The 16275-nt window shown below is 73.3% G+C and carries 13 protein-coding genes; 9 read left to right on the forward strand and 4 right to left on the reverse strand.

Features of this window, described 5'->3' with window-relative positions:
• Positions 1 to 63: 63 nt before the first annotated feature.
• Complete coding sequence (locus tag AC3ET4_RS20235) at positions 64 to 834, forward strand: methyltransferase domain-containing protein (protein ID WP_431951340.1); 771 nt, start codon at positions 64 to 66, stop codon at positions 832 to 834.
• Between the two features lie 236 nt (positions 835 to 1070).
• The gene (locus tag AC3ET4_RS20240) at positions 1071 to 1472 is read left to right on the forward strand and encodes a DUF3040 domain-containing protein (protein WP_431951342.1); all 402 of its coding nucleotides are present in this window, start codon (positions 1071 to 1073) and stop codon (positions 1470 to 1472) included.
• Positions 1473 to 1731: 259 nt separating this feature from the next.
• Here the strand turns inward: AC3ET4_RS20240 and AC3ET4_RS20245 are convergent, their stop codons facing one another.
• The 4 genes from AC3ET4_RS20245 to AC3ET4_RS20260 all read right to left on the reverse strand — a co-directional run bounded on the left by AC3ET4_RS20245 (position 1732) and on the right by AC3ET4_RS20260 (position 7263).
• Positions 1732 to 4263, reverse strand: a complete 2532-nt coding sequence (locus AC3ET4_RS20245; protein WP_431951344.1) for a transglutaminase TgpA family protein — start codon at positions 4261 to 4263, stop codon at positions 1732 to 1734.
• On the reverse strand, positions 4260 to 5603 hold the full coding sequence (locus tag AC3ET4_RS20250; protein ID WP_431951346.1) for a DUF58 domain-containing protein: 1344 nt from the start codon (positions 5601 to 5603) through the stop codon (positions 4260 to 4262). The genes AC3ET4_RS20245 and AC3ET4_RS20250 overlap by 4 nt, the downstream gene beginning before the upstream one ends.
• Before the next feature lie 34 nt (positions 5604 to 5637).
• A complete protein-coding gene (locus tag AC3ET4_RS20255; protein WP_431951348.1) occupies positions 5638 to 6615 on the reverse strand; it encodes an AAA family ATPase in 978 nt (325 codons plus the stop codon).
• A gap of 108 nt (positions 6616 to 6723) precedes the next feature.
• On the reverse strand, positions 6724 to 7263 hold the full coding sequence (locus AC3ET4_RS20260) for a beta-class carbonic anhydrase (protein WP_431951350.1): 540 nt from the start codon (positions 7261 to 7263) through the stop codon (positions 6724 to 6726).
• Between the two features lie 203 nt (positions 7264 to 7466).
• On the opposite strand from AC3ET4_RS20260, the gene mraZ reads away from it, so the two are divergent.
• The 7 genes from mraZ to mraY all read left to right on the forward strand — a co-directional run bounded on the left by mraZ (position 7467) and on the right by mraY (position 16241).
• Positions 7467 to 7928, forward strand: coding sequence for a division/cell wall cluster transcriptional repressor MraZ (gene mraZ, locus AC3ET4_RS20265; RefSeq protein WP_431951352.1), 462 nt, complete (start codon positions 7467 to 7469; stop codon positions 7926 to 7928).
• Positions 7929 to 8082: 154 nt separating this feature from the next.
• On the forward strand, positions 8083 to 9051 hold the full coding sequence (rsmH, locus tag AC3ET4_RS20270) for a 16S rRNA (cytosine(1402)-N(4))-methyltransferase RsmH (protein ID WP_431951354.1): 969 nt from the start codon (positions 8083 to 8085) through the stop codon (positions 9049 to 9051).
• Positions 9048 to 9503, forward strand: coding sequence for a cell division protein FtsL (gene ftsL / locus AC3ET4_RS20275; protein WP_431951356.1), 456 nt, complete (start codon positions 9048 to 9050; stop codon positions 9501 to 9503). The genes rsmH and ftsL overlap by 4 nt, the downstream gene beginning before the upstream one ends.
• A 517-nt stretch (positions 9504 to 10020) precedes the next feature.
• Positions 10021 to 11991, forward strand: a complete 1971-nt coding sequence (locus AC3ET4_RS20280) for a peptidoglycan D,D-transpeptidase FtsI family protein (protein WP_431951358.1) — start codon at positions 10021 to 10023, stop codon at positions 11989 to 11991.
• A 169-nt stretch (positions 11992 to 12160) separates the two neighbouring features.
• On the forward strand, positions 12161 to 13756 hold the full coding sequence (locus AC3ET4_RS20285) for a UDP-N-acetylmuramoyl-L-alanyl-D-glutamate--2,6-diaminopimelate ligase (RefSeq protein ID WP_431951360.1): 1596 nt from the start codon (positions 12161 to 12163) through the stop codon (positions 13754 to 13756).
• Positions 13753 to 15177 carry a UDP-N-acetylmuramoyl-tripeptide--D-alanyl-D-alanine ligase gene (locus tag AC3ET4_RS20290; RefSeq protein WP_431951362.1) on the forward strand — a complete coding sequence of 475 codons (1425 nt, stop codon included), beginning with the start codon at positions 13753 to 13755 and terminating at the stop codon, positions 15175 to 15177. Before AC3ET4_RS20285 ends, AC3ET4_RS20290 begins: the two co-directional genes overlap by 4 nt.
• Positions 15177 to 16241, forward strand: coding sequence for a phospho-N-acetylmuramoyl-pentapeptide-transferase (mraY, locus tag AC3ET4_RS20295; RefSeq protein ID WP_431951364.1), 1065 nt, complete (start codon positions 15177 to 15179; stop codon positions 16239 to 16241). The genes AC3ET4_RS20290 and mraY overlap by 1 nt, the downstream gene beginning before the upstream one ends.
• The last annotated feature ends 34 nt before the right edge of the window (positions 16242 to 16275 follow it).

The following is a 16275-nucleotide window of genomic DNA, read 5'->3' on the forward strand; positions in this document are numbered from 1 at the left end:
GTGGGTGCCAGGCTGGGCCGACCGGTCCCTGCACGCCCCGTCCGTCCGCGAGGAGCCGCCCGCATGTCCCGTCCAGGAGGGGCCGAACCGCTGCGGCCCCGCGCAGCCCTGCGTACCGCCGTGGTCTGGGAGGTCCTGCGCGATGCGCTGGACCGGCAGGCCAAGGCCGCCGGACGGGACGTCCTCGACGTGCTCGACACCGGTGGCGGCACCGGCAACTTCGCGGTGCCCGTGGCCAGTCTGGGCCACCGGGTGACGGTGGTCGATCCGAGCCCCGACGCGCTCTTCGCGCTGGAACGCCGTGCGGCGGAGGCGGGCGTCACCGATCGAGTGCGCGGGGTGCAGGGCGACGCCCACGGGCTGCTCGACGTCGTGCCGGCCGGCAGCCACGACGTCGTGCTCTGCCACGGTGTGCTGGAGTACGTGGACGACCCGGCCGAGGGCGTGCGCAACGCCGCCGGCACCCTGCGCTCAGCCGGAGCGCTCAGCCTGCTCGCCGCCAGCCGCCACGGAGCGGTGCTCGCCCGGGCGCTCGCCGGCCACTTCGGTGAGGCTCGGCACACCCTGGACGACCCTGACGGCCGCTGGGGCGACGGGGATCCGGTGCCCCGCCGCTTCACGGCCGAGGAGCTCACGGCCCTGGTCGCCGACGCCGGGCTGCGGGTCGGTTCGGTGCACGGCGTCCGCGTCTTCTCCGACCTGGTCCCCGGCGTCCTGGTGGACGCCGAACCGGGCGCGAAGGACGCCCTCCTGAGGCTGGAACTGGCCGCCGCCGAGCAGCCCGCCTTCCATGCCGTGGCGACTCAGTTGCACGTGCTGGCCGAGCGCGGCTGAGCCCGCGCCCGGGGCGAGGCCACCCCCGCCTCTTCCGGTCACCCGGCGGGAGGAGTCCGTCACAGGCCCCCCGATTCCCGCTTCAGGGCCGTATGCTGGCATGACGTGGCGTTCGACGGGGAAAACACCCCCCGTCGGATTGGCGTAGTGGGGCGGGTTTCACGGGGGCGATTCCCTGCCTATCCTGGAAGGGTCGTACCGGTCGCTCCCCCGCGACCGACGAGGAGGAGGACTCCGTGCCGCTCTCGGAGCACGAGCAGCGCATGCTCGAGCAGATGGAGCGAGCGCTGTACGCCGAAGATCCCAAGTTCGCGTCGGCGCTTGAGGGAAGCGGGCTGCGCACCTACACCAGGCGGCGCGTCTACCTGGCTGTGGCGGGCTTCCTGGTGGGCATCGGGCTGCTGATGGGCGGCATGATCGCCCAGCAGCCCTGGATCAGCGTCGTGGGCTTCCTCGTGATGCTCGGTTGTGCCGTTCTCGCGGTCGCCGGCTGGCGCCGAGCCGCCAAACCCGGCGCTGCCACCGGGCACTCCCAGCCGGGGGCCGCAGGCCGCGGCCGGGGCGGTCAGCCGCGGCGCAAGATGATGGACCGCATCGAGGAGCGCTGGCAGCGGCGCCGCGACGAACAGGGCCGCTGACACACAGACGCAGAAGCAAGGGGGCGGGGTTCCGGCGGAACCCCGCCCCCTTCGCCATGTCCGCGCCGCGTCCCCATCCGATCGCCGTCGGTCGCCGTTCCGTCGCCGTACGGGCTCCGTCATGCGGCGTAAGCGCGTACCGCGAACGCCCTACGCGTGGGTACTGCGGAGGGCCGGTATCGGTGCCGCGCACGGCGAGCGGCCCGCGCGCGGGCCGGGCACCCGGCCGGCCGTCCCTTCAGGAAGTACGGCCGTCCCTTCAGGAAGTGCGGCGCCGCCGCAGTGGACGCATGACGGCGTCGCCTGCACCCCGCAGCCGGGCCGAGAGGCGGGCCGAGGCCGCGGAGTAGCGCTCCGCGGACCGCCAGACGACCCGGATCGTGGAGCGCGGCAGCACCACGGCGCGAATCCGCGTCATGACGTCCGCCTTCCCGCGCAGCCCCTCCCGCACCAGCCGGACGTCCCCCGCCGAACCCGCGGTGCTCGGCGGCCGCGGAGAGAAAAGGGCCTGCTCCACGGCGGTGGCCAGGCGCTGCGCCGCCTCCGCCGCGGGCCCTTCCAGGCCGCCGTCGTGGATGAGGCGTCCCGCGACCCGACGCGGGGTCTCTGACTCGTCGGGCCGCAGCCCGTAGTCCCACGCGGTGTCGATCAGCTCCAGCCAGGCCGCCAGGGTCCGGGCGCCGTCCTGGGCGCCCAGGGCGTGCCGCTCCGCGCGGGTCGGGGAAGCGCCGCTCCGCCCTTCCGCGTCGTCCCCCGCCGCGTCACGACCGCCTCCGGTGAGCTCCAGCCACGCGGCCAGGGCAACCGGGTCCTGGCCGCCCCGCAGGCGCTGGAAGCGCTGCCTGCGCCGCAGGAGCAGCGGCAGCAGCAGGACGAGCACCATGAGCGGCACCACGGCCCAGGCCAGGAGGAGCAGCGCCGACGAGAAGATCCGGGGGATCAGTGACTTGTCCTCTGCGCCGGCGCCCGAGACCTGCCCCGCGAGGTCGCAGTTGCCGAGCTGGGCGTCCCTGCCCGTGCAGGTCGGGGTGGCCGTCGGGGCGGTCTCCGCTGCGCCCGCGGCGGGCCGCTCCGGGGTGTCCGGCGCCGAGGGCCCGCTGTCGGAGGTGACCTCCTCCCGGGTGTAGCTGGGCTCGGTGCCGCGATCGGGCGTGGGCTCGAACCGTGTCCAGCCGACACCCTCGAAGTACAGCTCGGGCCAGGCGTGCGCGTCGTTCAGCCCCACCGCGTGCGTGCCGTCCGACTCCGCGGTGCCCGGAGTGAAACCGACCGCCACCCGCGCCGGAATGCCGAGGGTCCGCGCCATCGCCGCCATGGTGAAGGCGAAGTGGATGCAGAACCCCTTCTTCTCCTCCAGGAAGCGGGTGATCGCCTGGACGCCGGTGCCGGAGTGCACCGAGGTGTCGTACGAGAAGTCGCCGGAGGTGAACCACCGCTGCAGTGCGACGGCCCGCTCGTAGTCGTTGTCCGCGTCCTCGGTGACGTCCCGGGCCGTGCGCTCCACCACCTTGGGCAGCAAGGCCGGTACCTTCGTGTACTCGGCCCGCATCTGGGCGTCGGCAGGAGGGGCGCTCGCCAGCTGCCGCGCCGTGGGCTCGATGTCCAGACTGTCGACCTGGTACCGGGTGCCGGAGGTGGTCTGCCCCCGGTCACCGATGACGGTGCGGCCCATGGGCTCGTAGCGCCAGCGCCCGTCGACCTGCACCCGGGTGGCCGGGTACGGCAGCGGCAGCCACGTCTGGACGTAGCTCTTGTCCGCCGCGACCGCGGTGGCGACCTCCGTCGCCTTCACGGTGGGGGCGAGCCCCTGCGGGGCGGGCAGCTCCTCGGACAGACTGGTCAGGGCGCGCTGGGCGGGCTCCCACTTGTCGCCCGTGAAGCGGTCGAGCGCCACGATCCGCAGGTACATGTCCGCATTGGAGGCGGCGTTCGTCCGGTAGCGGAGCACCACCCGGTTGTCGGGCTGGTTGAGGTTGTCCTGGAGCGCGACGACGGGGTTGACAGCGGAGATCGTGCCGCCGCCGCGCCCGCTGCCCGCGCCGGAACCCCCTGTCGGCAGCAACCCCACGCCCATGGAGGGCAGCGCGGCCGGCGCGACCAAGGCGATGCCGAGCGCCACGGCCCCGATGCGGCGCCCGGTACGGACCGGGGCCGCCGCTCCTCCGTGACCGGCGCGCGCCCCGGAGCCGGCGCCGCCGAAGACCCGGCCCCAGCGGGAGATCCGGTCGCGGCCCTCGGCCAGCAGGAGCAGCAGATAGCCGACGGCTGCCATGAGGAAGTACGGCCATCGGGTGCCGTCCCCCCTCGCCAGGGCCGCCGCGATCGTGTAGAGGGCCAGCAGCGGCAGCCCGGCGGGGGCCGCGCTGCCGTACGTCACCGCCAGAGCGTCCACGGCCAGCCCGATCAGCAGCACCCCGCCGAGCAGCAGCAGCCGGATGCCCGGCGTCACCGGGGCCGGAATCGCGAACTGGGTCACGTCCTGCGTCGCGGCCGTCAGCAGGTCGCCGAACCGGGTGTATGCGGCGGGCCCGGGCAGGAACCCGAACAGGGCCTGCTCCCTCGCGAACAGCAAGGTGAGCACCAGCAGCGAGAACACCGCCTGCGCGAGCACCGTCAGCGGCCGGGCCAGCGGCATCCGCCGGGTCAGCGCCCCCACCCAGGTCTGCAGCAGCACCAGGAGGACGGCCAGGAGGATCCAGGAGTCCGGCGCCGCCAGCGGCAGCAGCGAGCAGGCGGTCATCAGGGTCGCCGCCGCCGCGCAGAGCGCGAGCCGGCCCCGTCCGCTCATCATCGTGTCCCCGCCTCCTCGCGAGACCGGTGCCGGTCGGCGCGCCGCCACAGGTCCGGCAGTCCGTCGCCGGCGGCAGCCGGGAGCACCGTCCAGCCCGCCTCGTGCAGCGTCCGCACGACGCGGGCCGAGGCGGCCTCGGGCGGATTCGAGGCGGTGTCCTCGCGTACGGCCTGGCTCCGAACCGCCCCTTCCTCGTCCAGGGCCCCCCATGCCGCGCTGTCCAGCACGAAGGCGACGGCCGCCCCCGCCCGCTGCCGCATCCGCCCCGCCATCGCGGCCTGCTCCTCGTCCAGGTCGCCGAAGAAGGCCACCAGCAGGCCCTCGGTGCCCTTGCGCAGCACGTCGAGCGCACGGGAGAGCCCTGCGCCGTCCGAGTGGTCGACCACGGCCAAAGTGTCCAGCAGGGCGCCGGCCGTGTCCGAGGAGTCGGCGCCGCCGAAGCCCTCCGCCCCGGGCACCGTGCTTCCGGTGTCGGTGAGCAGCCGCACGGAGTACCCGCGCTCCAGCATGTGCACGGCCACCGACGCCGCCCCGGACACCGCCCACTCGAAGGCCGAGTCCGGCCCGGCGCCGAAGTACGCCCCGGCCCGGGTGTCCAGCAGCACCGTGCACCGGGCGCGGTGCGGCTGCTCCTCGCGCCGCACCATGAGCTCGCCGTACTTGGCGGTCGAGCGCCAGTGCACACGGCGCAGGTCGTCGCCGTGGCGGTAGCCGCGCGGGATCACATCGTCCTCGCCCGCCAGGGCCAGCGCCCGGGTGCGGCTCTCCCCGTAGCCGGAGGAGTCGCCCCCGAGCCTGACCGGCGGAAGCGGCTCCACCCGGGGCACCACGGTCAGGGTGTCGTACGCGCTGAAGGCGCGGGTCAGCTCGCAGAGGCCGAAGGGGTCGGTCAGCCGCAGTTGCAGCGGGCCCAGCGGATAGCGGCCGCGCAGGTCGGAGCGGACCCGGTAGGACACCTCGCGGTGCCCCCCGGGCTCGACCCTGTCCAGGATGAAGCGGGGCCGGGGCCCCAGCACGTACGGCACCCGGTCCTGCAGCATCAGCAGTCCGGTGGGCAGCCGCGACACGTTGTCCACCCTCAGGTGCACCCGCGCTTCGGAAGCCGCCGGCACACGCGAGGGCGACAGCCGGCGGCTGCCCGCGACGCGGTACCGGGTGCGGTACAGGACCGCCACGCACACCAGCGGCAGCACGGCCAGCAGCAGGCCCACCCGCAGCAGGTCCGACTGCCCCAGCACGTAGGCGCAGGCGGTCGCCGCGATCCCCGCGGCGAGGAACGAACGGCCCCGCGTGGTGAGGCCCCCCAGGGCGGCCCGGAAGCCGCTTTCACGCTCGGTCACGCGGCACCTCCAGCGCCCCCGTCCGCGGTCCGGGTCATCGGCTGCCGTACGGGTCGGGGACCGGGGTGCGCTGCACGATCTCCGCGACAACCTGCTCCGGGGTGCGCCGGTTCAACTGGGCCTGCGCGGTCGGCAGCAGACGGTGCGCCAGCACGGCCGCGGCCAACGACTGGACGTCGTCGGGGAGCACGAAGTCACGGCCGTCCAGGGCCGCTGTCGCGCGTGCCGCGCGCACCAGGTGCAGCGTGGCACGCGGGGAGGCGCCGAGCCTCAGGTCCGGGTGGTCCCGGGTGGCCGAGACCAGGCTCACCGCGTAGTGCCGCACGGCCGCGGACACGTGCACCGTCCGTACCGCCTCGACCAGCTTGACGATCTCGTGCGCGTGTGCGACCGGCTGCAGGTCGTCCAGCGGGCTGACGCCCGCGTGCACGTCGAGCATCTGCAACTCGGCCTCCATGCTGGGGTAGCCGATGGAGACCCTCGCCATGAAGCGGTCCCGCTGCGCCTCCGGCAGCGGATACGTGCCCTCCATCTCCACCGGGTTCTGGGTGGCGATGACCATGAAGGGGCTCGGCAGCGGGTAGGTGCTGCCGTCGATGGTGACCTGCCGCTCCTCCATCGACTCCAGCAGCGCGGACTGCGTCTTCGGCGACGCGCGGTTGATCTCGTCGCCCACGACGATCTGGGCGAAGACCGCGCCCGGCTTGAACTCGAAGTCGCGGCGCTGCTGGTCGAAGACGCTGACCCCGGTGATGTCCGACGGCAGCAGGTCCGGAGTGAACTGGATGCGCCGCACCGAACAGTCGATCGACCGGGCCAGCGCCTTGGAGAGCATCGTCTTGCCGACGCCGGGGACGTCCTCGATCAGCAGGTGTCCCTCGGCGAGCAGTACCGTCAGCGCGATCCGTACGACCTCGGGCTTGCCCTCGATCACGTTCTCCACCGACCGGCGTACGCGGTCCGCCGTGGCGGTCAGATCACTGAGGCTCGCTTGTGCGTCATAGGTCGTCACCCGGTTCTCCTCGGCCCGTTCCTCAGGACGCGGTCATCCCCGGACCGGCCCTCCCCGTTATACGGAGCATTCTCTCCTTCCACCAGGCCCTTCGTCACTCCGCTTCCGTTACTCGTTCGTGATTTCGCGCAGCAATCCGGTGTGCACGTCGAACACGAACCCCCGCACGTCGTCGGTGTGGGCCAGAAACGGGGACGTCCGGACCCGCTGCATCGACTGCCGCACGTCCTGGTCCACGTCGCGGAAGGACTCCACCGCCCAGGTGGGACGCTGGCCCACCTCCTGCTCCAGCTCGGTGCGGAACTCCTCGGTCAGCGACTCCAGGCCGCAGCCGGTGTGGTGGATCAGCACGACCGAGCGGGTGCCGAGGGCGCGCTGGCTGATGGTCAGCGAGCGGATGGTGTCGTCGGTGACCACGCCTCCGGCGTTGCGGATGGTGTGGCAGTCGCCGAGCTCCAGCCCCAGTGCCATGTGCAGGTCGAGTCGGGCGTCCATGCAGGCGACCACGGCCACCTTGAGCACGGGGTGCGCGTCCATGCCGGGATCGCGGAACTGCTCCGCGTAGCGCCGGTTCGCCTCGACCAGCCGGTCGGTGACGGACGCCGTGCCGGTGGGGGGAGTCGCGGAGTGGTGGGCGTTTGTCGACATGACACGACCGTAGAGGGCGCGGTCTCCTCCGACCCGCCGGAACGGCCGGCGAATCCTGGTCAAACCGGTGCCCTGTGAGGTAACCCACAGGCGTCGCGCGAGCTCGCCCGTGCGGGTGATTCGGGTGCCGGCTCTCCTGGAGACGCCGCGGGCGCCCCCGAACCTCGTTGACCGTGGGGGAGGGTGGAGTAAAGTGGCGCGAAGTGGGTCACAGCCGAGCGCGGGAGGTGCGGATGTTCCTCGGGACGTACGCGCCGCGGCTGGACGACAAGAGCCGGCTGGTCCTGCCCGCGAAGTTCCGCGAGCAGCTCGCGGACGGCCTGGTCATCACCAAGGGGCAGGAGCGCTGCCTGTACGTATGGCCGGGCGAGGGCTTCCGGGCCGTCACCGAGGAGCTCCGCCGCGCCCCGCTCACCTCCAAGGCGGCGCGCGACTACATGCGGGTGCTCTTCGCCGGCGCCCATGACGAGGTCCCCGACAGACAGGGCCGGGTCACCCTCCCGCACCCCCTGCGCGACTACGCCGGACTGCGCCGCGACTGCGCGGTGATCGGCGCCAACACCCGGGTGGAGGTGTGGGACGCGGCGGCCTGGGAGGACTATCTGGCGGGTCAGGAAGACGCCTTTTCGGCGCTGTCCCAGGAGGTGCCTCCCGGCTTACTGTGACCCCGCCCGTAGCCTGATGACTCACGTACGAGTACGTGACGCTCGGCCTCCTCCCGCTCCCGGTCCGCTGGCGCTCCTTCCCCGGTGCCAGACGGCCGCCCGCGAGCGGGCGGGGACCCAGTGGTACGTCCCCGCGACAGATGAGAAGGGCTTCATGAGCACCACCCCGTCCGAGCCACGCCACGTCCCGGTCATGCTGGACCGCTGCCTGGACATGCTGGCCCCCGCCATCGGCACGCCGGGCGCCGTGGTCGTGGACGCCACCCTCGGCCTCGGCGGACACAGCGAGGCCCTGCTGCGGCGCTTCCCCGAAGTCCGGCTGGTCGCCGTCGACCGCGACCCCGCCGCACTCGAGCTGGCCGGTGAGCGGCTCGCGCCCTACGGGGACCGGGCCACCCTCGTGCACGCGGTCTACGACGAGATCCCCGAGGTGCTGCGGCGGCTCGGCGTCCCCAAGGTGCAGGGCGTCCTGTTCGACCTCGGCGTCTCCTCCATGCAGCTGGACGAGGCCGACCGCGGCTTCGCCTACGCCCAGGACGCGCCGCTGGACATGCGCATGAACCAGACCGCGGGCATCAGCGCCGCCGAGGTCCTCAACACCTACCCGCCGGGCGAGCTGGTGCGCGTGCTGCGCGACTACGGTGAGGAGAAGTTCGCCCGGAAGATCGTGGAGGCGATCGTCCGGGAGCGGGCCCGCGAGCCCTTCACCACCAGCGCCCGACTGGTCGAGCTGATCCGCGAGGCGCTGCCGCAGGCCGCCAAGCGGACCGGCGGCAACCCGGCCAAACGCACCTTCCAGGCGCTGCGCATCGAGGTCAACGGGGAGCTGACGGTGCTCGAGCGGGCCATCCCGGCGGCCGTCGCCGCGCTCGCCGTGGGCGGCCGGATCGCCGTGCTCTCGTACCACTCCCTGGAGGACCGCCTCGTCAAGGGCGTCTTCGCGGCCGGCGCCGCCACCACCGCACCGCCCGGGCTGCCGGTCGTGCCGGAGCAGTACCAGCCGCGCCTCAAGCTCCTCACACGCGGCGCCGAACTGCCCACGGAGGAGGAGATCGCCGCCAACCGCCGGGCCGCCCCCGCCCGCCTGCGCGGCGCCCAGCGGATCCGCGAGGCCCTGGCGTGAGGCGGCGCAGCTCGGCGGCACGCTCGCCCTTCGTCCTGCTGATCGTGCTGCTGCTGGGCGGCGGCCTGATCACCCTGCTGCTGCTGAACTCGGCGGTCAACCGGGACTCCTTCAAGCTCAGCGACCTGCAGAGGAAGACCACCCAGTACACCGACGAGGAGCAGGCGCTGCAGCAGGAGGTCGACCGCTACGCGGAGCCGGACGCGCTGGACGAGCAGGCCCGCGAGCTGGGCATGGTCCCCGGCGGCAACCCGGCCTTCCTCGCCCCGGACGGCACCGTCCTCGGCAGCCCCGGCGCCGCGCCGTACGTGCCGGCTCCCAGCCCGAGCACGGCGCCGGCCACCGTCAGGCCCAGCGGCTCCGCGGCCGCCTCCCTGGGACCGACACCCGCCGCCTCCCTGGGACCGACACCCTCCCTCACGCCCAGCACGAGCCCGAAGGAGACCCCGTGACCGCAGCTGCGGGGCCCCGTGCCCCCCGTCCGCCCCGCTCCGCCCGCCCGGCCGGCCGGGAAGGTGCCAGGGCGTGGTGACCCGAGACGGGGAGCCGCCGCGCGAGCGGGGCGAGCGGCGGGACCGGGCCCCCGGGGCCGACCGCGACAAAGGCGCCGCCCGTGACAGCGCCCGCGACAAAGGCGCCGCCCGGGACAGAGGCGCGGCCCGCGACAGGGGCGCCGGCCGCACCGGGCGCGACGCCCAGGCCCGCGGCGAGCGCGGCGACGGCGGCGGAGCCGCGCCCCGGCGCCGGCAGGTGCCCCGCGGACGGGAAGGCGACGCCGGAGCGGTCGCACGCGGCGGCGAGGCCGGTGAGCCCCGCCGCAGGACGGCGCCCGGTCAGCAGGCCGGACCGCGCAGGCCCGCCGCCCGCACCGCCCGGACACGCGACGAGCCCCCCCGCGCCGCCCGCGAGCCGGGCCGCGCCGCAGGCGCTCGCAGGTCCACCCCCCGCTCGGAGGGATCAGGCGCCGGCGTGACGCACGGACGCACTCCCGGCGCGCGCAGGCCGGCCGGCGCGGGAGCCCGCGACGCCAGGGCCGCCCGGGACCGGTCCGGCCGCGCGGCCGCGCCGCCGCGGCGCAGGAGCCCGCGCCCGGTCACCGCGGCCGGTGCCCCGCTGCTGCGGCTGGGCCGGCCGCGTCCCCGCCTGCGGCTGGTCAGCGTCGGGCTGACCCTGGTGATGCTGACCTTCGTGATCCGGCTCTTCCAGGTGCAGGCCGTGGACGCCGCGACGTACGCGGCCAAGGCCGAGGCCAACCGCAACGTCAAGGTGACCCTCGCCGCGGAGCGCGGCACGATCACCGACCGCAACGGCGTCGACCTGGCCACCACCGTGGACGCGTACGACATCACGGCCGACCCGATGCTCTTCACCCCCGAGTACGCGAAGGTCGAGGACGCCCCGGCGCGCGCCGCCGAGCTGCTCGCGCCGATCGTCGACGGGGACGAGAAGAAGATCGCCCGGCAGCTCGCCAACTACCCGGCGTCACGCAACGAGATCATCGCCCGCCAGCAACCGCCGCAGGTCTGGAACCAGATCAAGGACCTGCAGCGCGCGCTCGAGGACCGGGCCGGGAAGGGCGACGACGGCAACTTCCTCGCCGGGATCTTCCGGCTCCGGCACGCCAAGCGCGTCTACCCCGCACACGACCTCGCGGCCGGCCTGATCGGCTGGGTGAACGCCGACGGGGCGGGCGGCGGCGGCCTCGAGAGCCGTCTGGACAAGGAGCTCGCGGGGAAGGACGGCACCCTCACCTACGCCCAGTCCAACGGCCGCCGCGTGCCGACGGCCAGCGTGCAGGAGCGCGCCGCGGAGCCCGGCACCGACGTGCAGCTGACGCTGGACCGGGACATCCAGTGGGCCGCCCAGCGGGCGATCACCCGGCAGGTGCAGGCGTCCGACGCCGACCGCGGCTACGTGATCGTCCAGGACACCCGCACCGGCCAGGTGCTCGCCATGGCCAACGCCCCCGGCTTTGACCCCAACGACCTGGGCCGTGCCGACCCCACCGCGCTCGGCAACGCCGCCCTGCAGGACGCGTACGAGCCCGGGAGTGTCAGCAAGCTGATGTCGATGGCGGCGGTCATCGACGAGGGTGTGGCCACCCCCGAAACCCACGTGACGGTGCCCGGCACCCTGCCGCGCGCCGACCGCGTCTTCCACGACGATGTGGACCACGGCACCTGGCACCTGACCCTGAACGGCGTGCTCGCCAAGTCCAGCAACATCGGCACGATCCTGGCCACCGAGCAGCTCGGCGAGAACCAGAAGCAGGCCAACCGCGTCCTGTACTCATATCTGCGGAAATTCGGCATCGGACAATCCACGGGGACGGGTTTCCCCGGCGAGACACCCGGCATCCTGGCGAAGCCGGAGCGGTGGAACGCGTCCCAGCAGTACACCATCCCCTTCGGGCAGGGCCTGTCGGTCAACGCGCTTCAGGCCACCTCGGTGTATTCGACGATCGCCAACGGCGGGGTACGGGTCGCGCCGAGCCTGGTACGCGGCACGACCGGCCCGGACGGCCGCTTCGTCCCGTCCCCGGAGCCGGCCCGGACCCGGGTGGTCAGCACGAAGACCGCCAAGACGCTCTCCACCATGCTGGAGTCGGTGGTCGGCGACGAGCAGGGCACCGGCACCAAGGCCCGGATCGCGGGGTACCGCGTGGCGGGCAAGACCGGCACGGCCAACCGGGTGGACCCGGAAACGGGCACCTACAGTGGGTACACGGCCTCCTTCATGGGGTTCGCTCCCGCCGACAACCCGCGACTGACCGTCTCGTGTGTGATCCAGAACCCGACCCGCGGCAGTTATTTCGGTGGGCAGATCTGCGGCCCGGTGTTCAAGCGGGTCATGGAGTTCGCCCTGAAGTCCCTGCAGGTGGCGCCGAGCGGAGCCAAGACACCGAACCTGCCGGTCGAGTGGGACCCCGCCAAGCCGTGAGCGGCGAGCCGGGGAGGAAGGAACGGCGGCCGTGAACGGACATGACCCCGCAGCGGCGGGCACGGAAGGTAGCCCCGCGGACGCGGAACGTACGGAGGGAAGCGGCAGGCCGGGCGCCTGGCGACGGGCTTTTGGCCGGGAGCCCGGACCGGCGGGTAATCTCACCGCCGTGTCACTCGCCGATCAGTCCCCCGGCCCTGAGCGCAGGCGGCCGGGCGCACCCCGTCCCACCCAGGTCCGGCCCGTACCGCTCGCGGAGCTGGCCGCGCGGCTGGGCGGGCAGCCGCCCGCTGCCGGTGCCGCCGCGGTCACCGGGATCACACACGACTCGCGTGCCGTCCGTCCCGGTGACCTGTACGCCGCGCTGCCCGGCGCCCGCTTCCACGGCGCCGACTTCGCGCAGCAGGCGGCCGAGCTGGGGGCCGCGGCGATCCTCACCGACCCCGCGGGCGCCGAGCGCGCCGCCGCCACCGGCCTGCCGGTGCTGACGGTCGAGGACCCCCGTTCCCGGATGGGCGACCTGGCCGCCGAGATCTACGGCCGCCCGGGCGAGGGCCTGCTGCAGATCGGCATCACCGGCACGTCCGGCAAGACCACCACCGCCTACCTCATCGAGGGCGGTCTGAGGGCCGTCCACGAGGCCAGGACGGGACTGATCGGCACGGTCGAGTCCCGGATCGGCGACGAGCGGCTCAAGAGCGAGCGGACGACGCCCGAGGCCACGGACCTGCAGGCGCTCTTCGCGGTGATGCGCGAGCGCCGGATCGAGGCCCTGGTCATGGAGGTCTCCAGCCACGCGCTGGTGCTGGGCCGGGTCGACGGCGCGGTCTTCGACGTCGCCGTCTTCAACAACCTCAGTCCCGAGCACATGGAGTTCCACTCGGGCATGGAGGACTACTTCCAGGCCAAGGCGCAGCTGTTCACCCCGCGCCGCAGCAGGGCCGGGGTGGTCAACATCGACGACGAGTACGGCCGCCGCCTGGCGCGCGAGGCCCAGGTACCGGTCACCACCTTCTCGACCGACGGCCGGCCGGAGGCCGACTGGCGCGCCGAGCACGTCGTGACGGGGCCGCAGCGCTCCACCTTCACCGTGGTGGGCCCGGGCGGCGTGCGGATCGAGGCCGCCTCGCCCCTTCCGGGGCCCTTCAACGTCGCCAACGCGCTCGCCGCGATCACCGCCCTGGCGGTGGCCGGGATCGACCCGCAGACGGCCGCCCAGGGCGTCGCCGCCATCCCTGGTGTGCCGGGCCGGCTGGAGCGCGTCGACGCGGGACAGCCGTACCTCGCGGTCGTGGACTACGCCCACAAGACCGACGCGGTGGAATCGGTGCTGCGGGCCCTGCGCAAGGTCACCAAGGGCAGCCTGCACATCGTCCTCGGCTGCGGCGGGGACCGCGACCAGACCAAACGCGGCCCGATGGGCGCCGCCGCGGCACGGCTGGCCGACACGGCCGTGCTGACCTCCGACAACCCCCGCTCCGAGGACCCGCTCGCGATCCTCACCGCGATGCTGGCCGGGGCGGCCGGGGTGCCCGCGCACGAACGGGGCCATGTCGTCGTCGAACCCGACCGGGCGGCGGCCATCGCGACCGCCGTGGCGCTGGCCCGGCCGGACGACACCGTACTGGTGGCCGGCAAGGGCCATGAGCAGGGTCAGGACATCGCCGGAGTGGTACGCCCCTTCGACGACCGAGAAGTGCTGCGTGCGGCCATCGAACGGGCCGCCGCCACACCAGCGCAGGAGAAGGACCAGGACCAGCTGTGATCCCACTCACCCTCGCCGAGGTCGCCCAAGCGGTCGGCGGGAGCATTCACGACATATCGGATCCGACGGTGCCCGTCACCGGGTCCGTGGAGATCGACTCCCGCAAGGTGACGCCGGGGGGCCTCTTCGTCGCCTTCCAGGGCGAGCGCGTGGACGGCCACGACTACGCGGAGCAGGCCGTCGCCGCCGGAGCAGTGGCCGTGCTGGCCTCCCGCCCGGTCGGCGTCCCCGCGGTCGTCGTGGACGACGTGCAGCTCGCCCTCGGCGCACTGGCCGCGCACGTCATCGAACGGCTCGGCGCCACCCTTGTGGCGCTGACCGGGTCGGCGGGCAAGACCAGCACCAAGGACCTGACCGCCCAGGTGCTCAAGCGGCTGGCTCCCACCGTCTGGACGCCTGGTTCCCTCAACAACGAGATCGGCCTGCCCCTGACCGCGCTGCGCGCCGACGCCTCCACGCGGCACCTGGTGCTGGAGATGGGCGCCCGCGGCATCGGCCACATCCGCTACCTCACCGACCTGACCCCGCCGCGCATCGGCGTCGTCCTCAACGTGGGCACCGCTCACATCGGCGAGTTCGGCGGCCGCGAGCAGATCGCCCAGGCCAAGGGCGAGCTGGTCGAGGCGCTGCCGGAGGCCGCCGAAGGCGGCATCGCGGTGCTGAACGCGGACGATCCCCTCGTACGCGCCATGTCATCCCGCACCAAGGCGCGCGTCGTACTGTTCGGCGAGTCCGCCGACGCCGATGTGCGCGCCGAGAACGTCCGTCTCAACGACCGAGGTCAGGCCGTCTTCACGCTCACAACACCCTCCGGGTGCAGGGAAGTGACCTTGCGCCTGTACGGTGAGCACCACGTGTCGAACGCGCTTGCCGCGGCCGCCGTAGCCCGTGAACTCGGCATGCCCGTCGACGAGATCGCCACCGCGCTCTCCGAGGCGGGGACGCTGTCCCGCTGGCGCATGGAGGTCGTCGAACGGCCGGACGGCGTGACGGTCGTGAACGACGCCTACAACGCGAACCCCGATTCCGTGCGAGCCGCCCTGCGCGCGCTCGCGGCCATGGGGCGTGCCGCCGAGGCACGCGGGGGACGCACGTGGGCGGTGCTGGGCGAGATGGCGGAGCTCGGCGAGGAGGCCCTCGCGGAGCACGACGCTGTCGGACGGCTCGCCGTCCGGCTCAACGTCAGCAAGCTCGTGGCAGTCGGCGGCCAGGCGGCCGCCTGGGTGCAAATGGGCGCCTACAACGAGGGTTCGTGGGGTGAGGAGTCGGTGCACGTGTCCGACGCTGAGGCGGCGATCGACCTGTTGCGCAGGGAACTGCGTCCGGGGGACGTCGTGCTGGTGAAGGCATCGAGAGCGGTCGGCCTGGAGCGGGTCGCACTCGCGCTGCTCGACGGCGTCGAGGGCGGGGGCGCTCGGTAATGAACCAGATCCTGGTCTCGGGCGTGCTCGGGCTGTTCCTGTCCCTCATCGGCACCCCGATGCTGATCAAACTGCTGGCCCGCAAGGGCTACGGGCAGTTCATCCGCGACGACGGCCCGAAGGAGCACCACAGCAAGCGCGGTACGCCCACCATGGGCGGCATCGCCTTCATCCTGGCCACGCTCGTCGCCTACGCGCTCACCAAGGTCATCACCTCGGAGCGCCCGACGGTCTCCGGCGTGCTCGTGCTCTTCCTCTTCACGGGCCTGGGCGTGGTCGGCTTCCTCGACGACTACATCAAGATCGTCAAGCAGCGCAGCCTGGGTCTGCGGGCCAAGGCGAAGATGGCCGGCCAGCTCATCGTCGGCATCGCCTTCGCCGTGCTGTCGCTGCAGTTCGCCGACTCCCGCGGCGTCACCCCGGCCTCCACGCGGCTTTCCTTCACCCAGGACTTCGGCTGGTCGCTCGGCCCCGTGATCTTCGTGATATGGGCGCTGTTCATGATCCTGGCGATGTCGAACGGCGTGAACCTGACCGACGGCCTCGACGGACTCGCCACCGGCGCCTCGGTGATGGTCTTCGCCTCCTACACCGTCATCGGTGTGTGGCAGTACGGCCAGTCCTGCTCGAACGTCATCACCGCGGGGCCCGGCTGCTACGACGTACCGCACCCGCTCGACCTCGCGGTCGTGGCGGCCGCGCTCATGGGCGCGTGCTTCGGCTTCCTGTGGTGGAACACCTCGCCGGCCAAGATCTTCATGGGTGACACCGGCTCCCTCGCGCTCGGCGGTGCCCTGGCCGGCCTGGCCATCTGCTCCCGCACCGAGCTGCTGCTGGCGATCCTGGGCGGCCTCTTCGTCCTGATCACCCTCTCCGTCGTGATCCAGGTCGGCTCCTTCCGCCTGACCGGCAAGCGGGTCTTCCGCATGGCGCCGCTGCAGCACCACTTCGAGCTCAAGGGCTGGAGCGAGGTCCTGGTCGTGGTCCGCTTCTGGATCATCCAGGGCATGTGCATGGCTGTCGGCCTCGGTCTCTTCTACGCGGGCTGGGTGGCGGCGCAGTGACCTCGGTCCCCGGGCAGGAACCCGGCTCCCGTCG

The organism is Actinacidiphila sp. bgisy167, from assembly GCF_057707665.1.